A 13464-nucleotide genomic window follows, 5' to 3' on the forward strand; every position below is an offset into this window, starting at 1 on the left:
ATAGCCGGGGCATTTCCTTTTAAAAACTAAAATGATCCTTTCAGTCAAATAGACAAAAAATGTATTTCATAGCTGAATAGTCCAAAAACAAAGTGGATTATATTTCCAAACATCCTTTGGTATTAAGCTTTTATAATTAATTTTGCATTCGAATTTTAAAGCATCAATCCTTTTTACATCAAAATAAAAAATGGCAAATATTGGTAAGATAACTCAGGTAATCGGCCCGGTGGTGGACGTCTCCTTCGCAGGAGGAAAATTACCAAAGATTCTGAACGCCCTTTCCATTACCAAAGAAGACGGTTTGGTAGTCGTATTGGAAGTTCAGCAGCACCTAGGTGAAGACAGAGTCAGAACCATTGCGATGGACGCGACTGAAGGTATGGTTAGAGGTCAGGAAGTTACCGATTTGGAAGGTCCTATTTCTGTTCCTACCGGTGAAGCGATCAAAGGCAGATTGTTCAATGTGATAGGACAGGCAATCGATGGTCTTCCTGAAGTGAAGTCAACCAAAAGAATGTCAATTCACCGTTCTGCACCAAGGTTTGAAGACCTTTCCACTGCGACTGAGATCCTTTACACAGGAATCAAAGTATTGGATTTGGTTTGCCCTTATGCAAAAGGTGGTAAAATCGGTCTTTTCGGTGGTGCCGGTGTAGGTAAAACCGTATTGATCCAAGAATTGATCAACAACATTGCAAAAGCATATTCTGGTCTTTCAGTATTTGCGGGTGTCGGAGAGAGAACACGTGAAGGAAATGACCTTTTGAGAGAAATGATCGAGTCAGGCATCGTAACCTATGGTGATGATTTCCTTCATTCATTGGAAACTGAAGGGGGATGGGATCTTTCCAAAGTAGACATGAAAAAATTGGAAGAATCCAAAGCTACTTTCGTTTTTGGTCAGATGAATGAGCCTCCCGGAGCCCGTGCGAGGGTTGCCTTGACAGGTTTGACATTGGCAGAATATTACAGAGATGGCGATGGCGAAGGAACGGGAAGAGATATACTTTTCTTCATTGACAATATCTTCAGATTTACACAAGCTGGTTCTGAAGTATCTGCCCTTTTGGGAAGGATGCCTTCAGCGGTAGGTTACCAACCGACATTGGCCACAGAAATGGGTCAGATGCAGGAGAGAATCACTTCTACAAAAAATGGTTCAATCACATCAGTACAGGCCGTTTACGTACCTGCCGATGACTTGACTGACCCTGCTCCGGCGACTACTTTCGCCCACTTGGATGCTACTACGGTACTTTCCCGTAAAATCGCCGAGTTGGGTATTTACCCTGCTGTGGATCCTTTGGATTCTACTTCCAGGATTTTGAATCCTTTGGTATTGGGTGATGAACATTATGGTTGCGCACAAAGAGTAAAAGAGATCCTTCAGAGATACAAAGAACTTCAGGATATCATTGCGATTTTGGGTATGGAAGAACTTTCTGACGAGGACAAATTGGTTGTACACAGAGCGAGAAGGGTTCAACGTTTCCTTTCCCAGCCTTTCTTCGTGGCAGAAGCATTTACAGGTTTGAAAGGTGTACTTGTTGACATCAAAGATACCATCAGAGGGTTTAACATGATCATCGATGGAGAATTGGATCATTTGCCGGAAGCTTCCTTCAACTTAGTAGGCTCAATCGAAGATGCGATTGCCAAAGGTGAGAAGATGCTTGCCGAAGTAATGTAATTTCATCCCGATATTCGGATACATTTAATGTGTTAACACAACATGATACAATTAACGATCATTACACCGGACCAAAAGGTATTTGAAGGGGAAGTTTCGGAGGCTACTTTTCCAGGAGCTAACGGATCCTTTCAGGTATTGAACAACCACGCGGCGATTGTTTCCGCATTGGGAAAAGGAACGGTCTCATATACAACAAAGGCAGGGAGAAAAAGCCATACCGTCGAAGGGGGTGTAGTGGAAGTCAAAGACAATAAAATTGTCCTCCTTGCTGAGAAAGTTATCGATTAATATTAACCTAAATAGAATCAAAACCCGACTGAAAAGCCGGGTTTTGTTTTTTTTAGCCAATTCTAAAAATCATTTGGAAATGGAAGTCAGAAGATGAATGGAAATATTTTGGTATTGGCAAATTATTATCCTACTTTTGCAACCCTGAAAGGAGGTGTATACATATGATCATTGTCAACGTAAAAGAGAACGAATCAATCGAGAAGGCGCTAAAGCGTTTCAAAAAGAAATTTGATAAAACAGGTGCCGTAAGAGAGCTCAGAGCGAGACAGCACTTTGTAAAGCCATCTGTAAAAAACAGAGAACAAGTTATCAAAGCAGCATACAAGCAAAAAATGCAAGAGGCAGAGATGAAGTAATTTTGACTTTTGAAATAAAATCAAAAAGCGCATCTACGAAAGTGGATGCGCTTTTTTTGTCCACCCATACAGCAAGTTTAAATATTCAGGAAACTCGATTCCATAAAATTTTTTAATCCTAAGGATCCTATATTGTTCAAAAATCCGGATACTATGATGCAGAATAGATTCCTTTCTTAGGAAATTTATACTAACTTCATTGCAACATCTTTCTCGCTTCAATGACCGATTCTTTTATCAATTACCTTGAATTCGAAAAAAGGGCAAGCCGACATACTGTCTTGGCCTACAGAAAGGACTTGGAGCAATTCACTGAATTTTGTTTACTCTCCTTCGAAAAAGAAGACATTAGCACCGCAGATCACCCGGAAATCCGTGCTTGGATCATCGATCTCGTCGATCAGGGACTGAGTTCAACATCAGTTAATAGAAAAATAGCCACCCTCCGTTCTTTTTACAAATTCCTGATGCGCTCGGGAGAAATCACCAAAGACCCGACTTACAAACTCCGCGCATTGAAGACGCCGAAGCGGCTGCCGGAATTTGTCCAGGAAGATGCCATTGATAAAGTCTTGGATGAATTGCAGTTTGAGCCTGATTTTGACGGACAGCGGGACAAGATCGTCATGGAATTTCTCTACCTGACAGGTGTCCGTCTCTCCGAATTATTGGAACTCAAGTGGAAGGATATCGATTTGGCAGGGGAAGCGGTGAAAGTTCTCGGAAAGCGGAAGAAAGAAAGAATAATCCCGATCACAGCAGGACTCAAAAAGAATATTGTTTCGTACAGAAAAGTATTTCAGGAAACGTTTTCAAATCTACAAGATAGTGACTATTTTATCGTTATAAACAACAAGGAACAAGCTTACCCGATGAAGATTTACCGCATTGTGAAAGAACATTTAGACCTTTTTGCTCAGACTACCAAAAGAAGCCCACATCTCTTGAGACACACATTTGCTACTCATTTACTCAACAAAGGCGCTGACCTCAATGCTGTCAAAGACCTTCTCGGGCATGCCAGCCTAGCCGCAACGCAGGTATACACACACAATTCCATGGAAAAACTCAAGGCTGTGTTTGAACAGGCACATCCGAAAGCTTAATATAAGTTTAACTTTAAACCATTTACGTTATGAAACTTCAAATGCATTCCATCCATTTCGATGCTGATCAAAAACTTATCGATTTCATTCAAAAAAAAGCCGATAAACTTGACACCTATTTTGATCGAATAATCGACGGTGAAGTTTTTATGAGACTCGATAAGCATGAAAAAAATGAAAATAAAATTGTTGAAATTAAATTGAATGTACCGGGCAAAACACTTTTTGCCAAAAATCAAAGTGATTCATTTGAAGCCGCTACAGATGAAGCCATTGAGGGACTTCGCCGGCAACTCAAAAAATTTAAGGAAAAAGTAGTCTTGGCAAACCAATGAATATTAAATCCCCGCCGAAAGCGGGGATTTCCATTGTAAATAATATTTTATGTATATCCGCCTTCTTACCGGTATAGGGTTACTTACAGAATGGTCTTGTCCACGATAATGATCGGGATCGACAACCAGAATTTATTGATATTGAGATCTCGCGATATCCGTTCACCGAGGCAAAGGTGGAGAAAAATGATATTTGGCTACCGGCATAAAAGCGGATAATCATATAATATTTTTTTATGTAAGCTTTATCCCCACAAACCACAATAAAACTCGGATTGAAGTTCCATTTTAGTAGCCAAATGCTGTCGACCGTGGGCAAGCCCGCATCCGATAAAAGTCCTGCCTAGCCCAACCTGCAACATTGGGGATTCTTATAATATCTTTTGATTGTTGATAACTCCACAATTACACGAATTGCATTTTTTTGACCCCAATAAAAGTCAAGCAAACAGCCAATTGAATCCAACTCCTGCTAAAATCCCCACAGCAATAATCAGAGGTGAAGAAAGCTTTGTAAAATTCAATAACAGGTAAGTTCCCAAAATCGCTGCTATATTAAAAAAATCAGGTTCCAAAGGCTCAAAAAGCAAGTAAGCTGCAGCGATCAACATCCCGCAACTGACTGCATTTATACCTTCCAATGCTGCCCGGACGGGACGGAATTTTTTCAATTTATCCCAAAATTTGATGACAAAGAATATCAGGAAAGTTCCGGGAAGAAAGATGCCCGCCGAAGCTATAAATCCACCTGTCAATAAACCCAATACACCCTGGTCGCGCATTGACAATGCTCCTACATAAGCACTGATGCTAAAGGTCGGACCGGGAATCCCCTGGGATATGGCATATCCTGTCAAAAATTCCTGTGATGTAAGAAATTTCTTAAACTCAACAAACTCAGTGAAAAGGTAAGGTACCAATACCTGTCCTCCCCCGAATATCAGACTACCGTTTCGGTAAAAATTTTCAAATAGAAGCACTGCCTGATTTTTGGTCAGAGCACCCAAAATAGCTGCAAATATCAAAATCCCTCCCCATAGGTAAAAATTTGCCCAAGTAATTACAAGCTTTTTGTCACCCTCTTCTTTGGGTTCATTTCTGTACTTCAAGGAAGTGGTCACACCGCCAACAAGAAGTAAGAGAGGGAAAATAAAGGGAGAATTGTAGAAAAAGGAAATAAAAGTAGAGAACATCATCAGGACAGATGCTTCTGTGGTTTTGACCATTTTGAAAATGGTCTTTTGGGCGGCATAGATGATAAAACCTATTGCCATAGGCTGAATAAATTTAGCGAAACTCAAAGCTCCAGGGGTATTTTCCTGCAGAAAATCAATTAAAAAAGCTGCAGTAATCATCAATAGCGTAGCAGGCAATACCCATACAAAAAGCGAAAGGTAGGCGAGATTTGGCCCGCCTACCCTGTATCCGATGGCAGAAATCGTCTGTGTCGAAGTAGGTCCTGGAAGGATCTGACAGAGTGCATTCAACTCCCAAAGTTCCTGTTCTTTGATATATCCCCTCCTTGTCACCATCGTATCCAAGACCATGGCAAGAAAAACCTGTGGACCTCCAAATGCAGTCAGAGATAGTAATAAAACATCTTTGAGATAGAGATAATACCTGACCTTCCTGACTGACACGGCTTATTTCTTTAAACCCAATTCCCGGAGCCTTTCATCTAAAAACTCTCCGGCAGTCGCATCTTCAAATTGCTTGGGATGCTCGGAATCCACACAGCTGTCGAGACAAGTCAGGTCCATTTCAGACCTTGGGTGCATGAAGAACGGAATAGAATACCTGCTGGTATGCATCATTTCTCGAGGTGGGTTTACTACCCTATGTATGGTAGACTTCAGTTTTTTATTGGTCAACCTTTCGAGCATATCACCTACATTGACCACCAACTGGTCAGGTAGTGCAGTGATAGGAATCCATTTCCCGTCTTTTCTCAACACCTGCAGTCCATCTGTGCTTGCCCCCATTAGGAGGGTAATAAGGTTGATATCTCCATGTTCGGCAGCACGGACTGCATCTGCAGGGACAGCGTCCGGGTTTTCGATAGGGAAATAATGGATTTGCCTCAAAATGGAATTTCCATAAGCCACTTTATCTTCAAAGTAATTTTCATCCAATTCCAGATAAAGGGCTATTGCTTTGAGCATGTTTTTTCCCGCTGCTTCCAATGTTCTATACGCTTCATTGGCGATTTCTTTAAATTCGGGGACTTCCGATGGCCAGATATTTCCGGGATATTCTTTTTTGGTTTCGTCGCTGTCAGGGATAGCATCCAGCTCTTGACCCACATGGTAAAATTCCTTTAAATCACCGGTATTCCTCCCCTTGGCATGTTCTTTTCCTTTACCGGTATATCCTCTTTGAAAGCCGATTTCAGGTTTCTCGTATTTTGACTTCACCTCGTCAGGCAATAAAAAAAACTTCTTGATCACAGCATAAAGCTTGTCCTGTAGTTCTTTATTGAGTCCATGGTTTTTGATGGCCACAAATCCGATGTTGTTGTAAGCTTCTCCCAACTTTTGGACAAATGCCTGCTTTTGGTCAGGGTTGCCCGAAGTGAAATCCGCAAGATCCAAAGAAGGGATTTCATTAAATAATATATCTTTCATCAGCGAAACTTTGATTTTTATTATTCAGCAATATATCCCAAATTTAGATAATTTCGCTTTCAGACCTTCATCACTATGAAAAAAACGACCCTCTATTTTTGTTTGCCAATACTGCTTTTGGTTTTTGATTCTTGTGGCTTAAAAGAAAAGCGGGAAGAAAAAATCTTTGAATTGGTAGGTGCAGACAGTCTAGAAATGGAAAAAAAAGAGGTCAGCTTCTATTTTTATGAAGAAGAAAAAGAGTATCCGGACGCGATCATAGAAATGTTTGCCCCACTCAGCAATCAGAAATTCAGTTCCGGTAGAATACCCTTTGAATTTAATATCAAAAATTATCCATTCGGCGAAAATCTGGATGGATTTAAATTGAATACAATCTTGAATTCCGGGGATCCTGTAGGACATAATTCTCCGATCTTTCAACAGGAATTGAACGAAGGTACCTACAGGATAGTGGCTTATCTGGTAGACAGTCAGGGTTTGGCACTCAAAGAATTTGGCAATTATGTCGATAGGGATTTTATGGTGGGAAATACAAGGCCATTTCCATACTCGGCCGAACCCTATCTCGCCCTCAACTTACCAGCCAACGGACAAACTTATTTGGAAGGGGAAGAAGTTACCATAGATTTTTTGGTCATTGGTGGAGATATGCTTCTAGACAATCTAAAAGTGGAAATTAAGGTAGGTGATTTTCATTATGAAATTACCGAAATCAACCCTGTCAGGATTTTAAATCTCCCAAAAGGTGAACATTTGGTACAATTGAACCTTTCATATCAGGACGGCAAAGAGTTGGATGGTCCTTTTTCAAGTGTCCAAAAGACCATAATAGTCCAATAACAGTCAGGAGATAGTCAGGGTTTCCCGATTGGATTTGGGGAACATCCTTATCTTTGTATAAGCAACAGAACATTATTATACGCCATGCTACTTGTAAATACAATCAGGGATAACTTTGAGAATACTTTGGCGGGATTACAAAAGCGTAATTTCCCAAATGCCCAAGACACTTTAGTTCAGGTTTTGGACCTGGACAACAAAAGAAAAGAAACCCAATCCCAAAGGGATGCCCTGCAGGCCGAATCCAACAATTACTCCAAAGAGATTGGTCTTTTGATGAGGGAGGGAAAAAAAGAAGAAGCGGAAAAAATCAAAACTTTTACCTCCGAGATCAAAGAAAAAATAAAATCCCTAGAGGACATATTCACGCAAACAGAGGAAGATCTCAAGCAGATTTTATACACCATTCCCAATATTCCACACTTTTCAGTACCAAAAGGAAAGTCAGCCGAGGACAATGAAATCATCCTGACGCAGGGAGAAATTCCTGCTTTGCCCGAAAGCAAACAACCTCATTGGGAACTGATCAAAAAATATGATATCATAGATTTTGAGCTTGGAACCAAAATAGCCGGTGCGGGATTTCCTGTGTATAAAGGTAAAGGAGCAAGATTGCAGCGGGCGCTTATCAATTTCTTTTTGGATGAAGCCCTGAAAGCAGGTTATTTGGAAATACAGCCACCTATTTTAGTTAATGAAGATTCCGGTTACGGCACAGGGCAATTACCGGATAAAGAAGGTCAAATGTATGAGGCTACAGCGGATAAGCTTTTCCTGATTCCCACCGCAGAAGTTCCGATTACCAACATATATAGAGATGTAATTTTAAATGAATCGGATTTCCCCATCAAAAATGTGGGCTATACCCCTTGCTTCAGAAGAGAAGCCGGGAGTTGGGGGGCACATGTAAGAGGATTGAACAGACTGCATCAGTTTGACAAAGTGGAGATAGTCCACCTATCCCATCCTGAGCATTCTTACCAAGCTTTGGAGGAAATGAGCCTTTATGTACAGGGATTGTTACAAAAGCTCGAGTTGCCGTACCGGGTTTTGAGACTTTGCGGCGGTGATATGGGATTCACTTCTGCGCTTACCTATGACATGGAAGTATTCTCCGCCGCGCAGGAAAGGTGGCTGGAAGTAAGTTCTGTGAGCAATTTTGAATCATTTCAGGCCAACAGGCTTAAGCTCCGCTTTAAAGGTGAGGATAAAAAAACCACTTTGGCCCATACGCTCAACGGCAGTGCTTTGGCATTACCGAGAATTGTAGCCTCCATATTGGAAAATAACCAAACCGAAACCGGCATCAAAATGCCAAAAGTTTTGGTGCCATATCTCGGATTTGATACCATAGGAGTCTGATATCTTTAATTTAAATCCTCCAAAACCTAGAATAACTTTTCCAAAACCTAGAACACCTTTTCCAAAGTTTTAAACTTTGGAAAAGATTTAAAATTTGAAAAAGATTTAAAATTTGGAAAAGATTTTACCCTCAAAATCCCATTCCGATGAAGTATCTTTTTGCTACATGCCTATTTCTGTTTTCTCTTCAGGCTTTTTGCCAATCAGAAGAGTTGGAAAAGGAGGCAATTGCAGTCACCGTGCAACTGTATTTTGATGGAATGGTCCAAAGGGACAAGGGGAAACTTGAAGAAGCCTTTATCCCTGAAGCAAGGTTGATAGGTTACCGTGGGGAGAATTTTACGGTTACCACTTTCGAGGATTGGGCAATGGGAACGGCAAAGGGAGAAAAAAGGGATCCTTCAAAGTATAAAAACATGCTATTGGAGATTGAAGTGAAGGGAAATACTGCTTTGGCCAAAACCGAACTTTTATGGCCGGGGATCTACTATTTCGATTTCCTGACATTGGTCAAAAAGGATGGCCAATGGAAAATCGTCCATAAGACTTGGTATGAAGAGAAGAGGTAATTTGGGATATTGATTGATACTGGATATTGATTGATATTGGATATTAATGGATATTATTCAGGACGCTGGTTTTAGATGAACATGATTGTCAATTAAAAAATTTCAACATCAGCTTAAGCTACTCCAACAAAAAAGCCTCTAAAAGTGGATGACTTTTAGAGGCTTTGTTTCAAATAGGTTTCTGATTATTTCTTGAGGACTTTGATATGTTCAATTTTTTGACCCCACTTCACTTCTATCACAAAAACTCCAGTAGGAATATTCCCCACCAATTGAGCGATCACTTCATTCATTTGATTTTCTGAGTTTACAGTAAACTCCTTTGAAATGGATGTAGGATGAATTATTCTGAAAGTGATTACTTCCTGATTGTATTGTGACCTGTCAAGCAAGTTGACACGCAACTGCCCTCCACTTGTGGGATTAGGATATGCCCTCCACACGCCTTGTGTAAATTGAACTCCCGAAACCCTTACCGAAAGCACTTTGCTGAGGCTTGAGGTTCCATCAAAATCAACCTGATTCAGACGGTAATAAATGATTCCCCCTGAAATACTAGGACTCACATCCTCAAACTTATAAGCTACAGGAGCATCAGACCAACCCATTCCATCGACATTTCCTATGACTTCCCAGGTTTTCAATCCGTCTGTTGACCTTTGGACTTCAAAATGGGAATTCTCCCTTTCCATAGATGTCGTCCATGTCAATTCCGCTTTCCTCTCTTCAGCTATGAATTCCACTTCAAGTGAAGCATATTCTACAGGTAAAATATTTGCATTGGCATAACCAATAAATACAATTCCCTTGGAACCGTTGCCTCCTCCTCTGTTGACATTCCCACCTCCACCGCCTCCTGCACCTGGTGTGTTTCCGTTTAGGCCAGTTTGATTTCCATTTCCTCCACTTCCACCAGTACTGAAGAAGCGGTTAAATGAATCAAAACTGGAGAATTGTAAACCTGCACCACCATTTCTTCCCTGAGCATTACCTCCGGCTCCTCCACCCCCTGCTCCTCCACTACCAGTGATTCCACCATTTCCTGCACCATTACTTCCCGTTCCTCGATTACTGCCATCTTTACTTCCGCCTCCCGATCCACCTCTTAATAGCTCAGATCTAAACCCGACTGTCGTAGAATTCAAAACGGAAGGTCTTCCATTTAAACCACGCCCATCATTATCCGAACCACCACCACCACCTCCGCCAGCAATGATTCTATACAATCCTCCTGGATCAAAAGCACTGTCTTCACCATTTCCACCCCAATTGTTATCATTTACTGCACCAAGTCCCCCATTCCCAATCAAAACTTCAAAATTGGTTCCGGCAGGCAATCCTGTCACTATTCTGTCTTCGATGTTGACTCTAGCGTGCACAATACCGCCGCCGCCGCCACCGCCGCCATTGCGAAAACCTCCACCTCCACCACCACCAATCACCAATACTTCAAAATCCAAAAGACCTTCAGGAGCTTCCCAAGTACAATCATCGTTAAACCGAATGATAGTCACTCCCGATAAGGCTCCATTGTCCAATACAGTATAGCATGGGCAAGAATAGGAAATTATTATTTGACCGTTACCGCCAGAGCCGCCAAATCTGGTAGGATTACCAGAACCTGATCTTCTGGCTCCGCCTCCACCACCACCAGGACTTACACCAGGTTCTCCATCTGCATTGCCACCATTACCACCGTTACCACCATTACCACCACCTAAAGGAGCTATACCACCTGTTATTGTACTCGTTCCTGGATTCCCATCTGAGCCTGAACCTGCAGATGAACCGCCACCACCTGTATTATTACCTGTATTTCCAGCCTGCGCACCTGCTCCTCCACTATATTTAACATCTCCAACTCCCGCTGAAGCTTGACCTCCGACAGCACCTGTTGTAGTATTGATAACTGCTGATGCACCGCCTTTTGCCATTAGCAAAGCAGGAGAACCAAACCAAGTATCCCCGCCGGAAACAATGTCAGTACTTGTTGAGCTTGTACTAGATCCCTCCCCAACACTATAATCAAACATTTGTCCGGGTGTTACAGAAATAATACTCCTAGAATAGGCTCCTCCACCTCCGCCCCCACCCCTGCCAGTGGTACCTGTTGATCCACCCATACCTCCTGCACCCCAAACCTCTACAGTAATGGAAGTAACACCAACCGGAACCCTGAATTCGCCACTAGCAGTGATAACCTCCTGACATTGCGCAGAAGCTTCTTCCACAAAAAAGAAAGAATTAACCAAAATAAAAACCGGTACAAGAATAGAAGAAAATATGTAAGACTTATTCATTATATGGGTGATTGAGACTTGAAAAAAGAAATACAGATTTATTTTCCTGTATTTCAAATACAAATTAACGTATTTTAAATTAAATAAAAAAGAAGCCAAAGAAGGGTCAAATCTTTAATAATTATTTATGTTATTATTTTTTATTCTTTTTATTATATTTTATAATAAATTATATTTTTTAACCCATATTTAATCTATTTTATTCATATAAAGAACTTATCATAGTTAATATAAAATAAACTAATGGATATTATTTGATAATTAAATGACTGATATAGATTGAAAAATGGCATTTGTTACCAAAAAAAGCAGTGGCGGGCATGTATGCATCTCTGTATGGGAAGGAGTACTATTTAAAAAATAAAGCAAATACATTATCTAATGTGTTATTCTGCTGTTTTTCAGCAACTTAATTCCAAATAATCCAAAAAATAATGTTCCTTTTGGTCCTTACTTTTGAATAAAAAAGTTATTCTATCTTTGTTTTAGCACTTTGATATGTTCCAATTTTTGCCCCCATTGGAGTTCTACTACAAAAACCCCACTTGGCATTGAAGGTATAATTTGGCGTAAGTATTCATTCAATTCATTTTCAGAATCAACAGTAAGGGATTTGCTTACATGATTTGGCTGAATTATTCGGAAGGAAATTTTTTCCTGATTGTACTGTGACCGGTCAAGTAAACTTATCCGCAATTGATGCCCCTCAGTCGGATTAGGGTATGCCCTCCATACGCCTTGGGTAAATTGTACCCCGGGAATTTTCAAAGACAATACTTTGCTCAATATGAATTCCCCATTGATATCTACCTGCTTCAACCTGTAATAAATATTGCCCCCTGCCAAAGGCAGTCTGGAATCAAAATACTCATATTCAGTGATGTTGTCTTTCCAACCCATACCGGAAACCTCACCGATCTTTTCAAAATGATCTATGGTGCCTATGGCCCTTTCAATCTCAAATCGGCTATTTTCCCACTCTTTGCTTGTCGCCCAGGTAAGGGAGGTAGAGTTGGAGGCTTTTGAATATGAGGATTCGATATATAAGTAGTCGACGGGTAGAACACGGCAGGAATTGATAAATTCCGAGCTGCCCGTACCTTCCTTGACAGCATTTTTAGGCGTTTTAATTATTCCACAAAAGTAAACCTTCGCATTATCTGATGCAATTATTTTTGCCGATCCTGAGTTATCAATATTTCCTCCAACATCGATCTCACTATCCCCATTGAAAGTTATGTCAGATGTTACTCCAAGAATAATATCCTCTTCCACAATTATCCTAGCACTTCTATAAGAATTCAATTGATGATTGCTTCCTCCCTTTATTTCCACCTCTAATGTTCTGAAGAAGCCATATACATCAATCCTAGAACTATTACCGTTATACTTGGTCGGTCCATCGCTAATCAAGGAACCCCCATCTTCAACCAAAATAACTGCCCTGCCTCTTAGGTCAATACTATTTACTACCACGCTTGAGGATCCATCCCCATCAATAACTAACAACGTAGAATCTGATGATGAGCCTTGAGAAACAATAAGCTCGTTAGTAATTCTAAAAAAACTGCTTTCTACCAAATCGAATAAAACCTCGCTGTCTGAACTTATTGAGGCATCTCCTATAATTTCAAAGTTTGCCCCATTTTCTACCCTTACACTTTGCAGAGAACCCCCAAAACTAATTGGGATTCCTGATATCGAAACATCTCCCCTAATAATAATATCCACAGGGCATGTCGTGGTCGGATTAGTTGAAGGTGGTGAAGTTTGATTCGTAAAACCTCCCAAGACACTACAAGAATTTAAAACATCCCAACAATCACCGTCAGCCCATGTCCCATCACATCCAGCCCTGGATGTATCAAACACAAAAGTTTGTCCATACCCTTCCCATGAAGCAAAAAAAAGTATTGAAAACATCAAAAGCACTTTAAAAAGTCTAAACATTATTTTTTTAGTTAAATAATTATTCAAAACTC

Annotated in this window: 12 protein-coding genes; 8 read left to right on the top strand and 4 right to left on the bottom strand. The window is 40.6% G+C overall.

What is annotated here, in order from left to right; translation table 11 throughout:
- The first annotated feature begins 190 nt into the window (after positions 1-190).
- The 5 genes from atpD to hpf all read left to right on the top strand — a co-directional run bounded on the left by atpD (position 191) and on the right by hpf (position 3784).
- Positions 191-1693 (top strand): F0F1 ATP synthase subunit beta, encoded by a 1503-nt coding sequence (gene atpD / locus MMU07_RS02570; protein WP_241124271.1) that lies wholly within the window; start codon positions 191-193, stop codon positions 1691-1693.
- Positions 1694-1735: 42 nt separating this feature from the next.
- Positions 1736-1984, top strand: a complete 249-nt coding sequence (locus MMU07_RS02575; RefSeq protein ID WP_241124272.1) for a FoF1 ATP synthase subunit delta/epsilon — start codon at positions 1736-1738, stop codon at positions 1982-1984.
- A gap of 164 nt (positions 1985-2148) precedes the next feature.
- Positions 2149-2343, top strand: a complete 195-nt coding sequence (gene rpsU / locus MMU07_RS02580) for a 30S ribosomal protein S21 (protein WP_241124273.1) — start codon at positions 2149-2151, stop codon at positions 2341-2343.
- A 221-nt stretch (positions 2344-2564) separates the two neighbouring features.
- A complete protein-coding gene (locus MMU07_RS02585) occupies positions 2565-3449 on the top strand; it encodes a tyrosine-type recombinase/integrase (protein ID WP_241124274.1) in 885 nt (294 codons plus the stop codon).
- Between the two features lie 29 nt (positions 3450-3478).
- Positions 3479-3784, top strand: a complete 306-nt coding sequence (gene hpf / locus MMU07_RS02590) for a ribosome hibernation-promoting factor, HPF/YfiA family (protein WP_241124275.1) — start codon at positions 3479-3481, stop codon at positions 3782-3784.
- 440 nt (positions 3785-4224) lie between these two features.
- On the opposite strand, the gene chrA is transcribed toward hpf, so the two are convergent.
- Complete coding sequence (chrA, locus tag MMU07_RS02595; RefSeq protein ID WP_241124276.1) at positions 4225-5424, bottom strand: chromate efflux transporter; 1200 nt, start codon at positions 5422-5424, stop codon at positions 4225-4227.
- A gap of 3 nt (positions 5425-5427) precedes the next feature.
- Entirely contained in the window at positions 5428-6408 is a 981-nt protein-coding gene (locus tag MMU07_RS02600; RefSeq protein WP_241124277.1) for an isopenicillin N synthase family dioxygenase, read from the bottom strand.
- 75 nt (positions 6409-6483) lie between these two features.
- Here MMU07_RS02600 and MMU07_RS02605 point away from each other — a divergent pair, with 75 nt between their 5' ends.
- The 3 genes from MMU07_RS02605 to MMU07_RS02615 all read left to right on the top strand — a co-directional run bounded on the left by MMU07_RS02605 (position 6484) and on the right by MMU07_RS02615 (position 9182).
- Positions 6484-7251 (top strand): hypothetical protein, encoded by a 768-nt coding sequence (locus MMU07_RS02605; protein ID WP_241124278.1) that lies wholly within the window; start codon positions 6484-6486, stop codon positions 7249-7251.
- 84 nt (positions 7252-7335) lie between these two features.
- Positions 7336-8613, top strand: coding sequence for a serine--tRNA ligase (gene serS, locus MMU07_RS02610; RefSeq protein ID WP_241124279.1), 1278 nt, complete (start codon positions 7336-7338; stop codon positions 8611-8613).
- Between the two features lie 146 nt (positions 8614-8759).
- Positions 8760-9182 carry a nuclear transport factor 2 family protein gene (locus tag MMU07_RS02615; protein WP_241124280.1) on the top strand — a complete coding sequence of 141 codons (423 nt, stop codon included), beginning with the start codon at positions 8760-8762 and terminating at the stop codon, positions 9180-9182.
- Positions 9183-9367: 185 nt separating this feature from the next.
- On the opposite strand, the gene MMU07_RS02620 is transcribed toward MMU07_RS02615, so the two are convergent.
- Positions 9368-11482, bottom strand: a complete 2115-nt coding sequence (locus tag MMU07_RS02620) for a glycine-rich domain-containing protein (protein WP_241124281.1) — start codon at positions 11480-11482, stop codon at positions 9368-9370.
- Between the two features lie 474 nt (positions 11483-11956).
- The gene (locus MMU07_RS02625; protein WP_241124282.1) at positions 11957-13432 is read right to left on the bottom strand and encodes a hypothetical protein; all 1476 of its coding nucleotides are present in this window, start codon (positions 13430-13432) and stop codon (positions 11957-11959) included.
- Positions 13433-13464: the final 32 nt, after the last annotated feature.

Origin of the sequence: Cognataquiflexum nitidum (genome assembly GCF_022538055.1) — a bacterium.
Taxonomy (GTDB): domain Bacteria; phylum Bacteroidota; class Bacteroidia; order Cytophagales; family Cyclobacteriaceae; genus Cognataquiflexum; species Cognataquiflexum nitidum.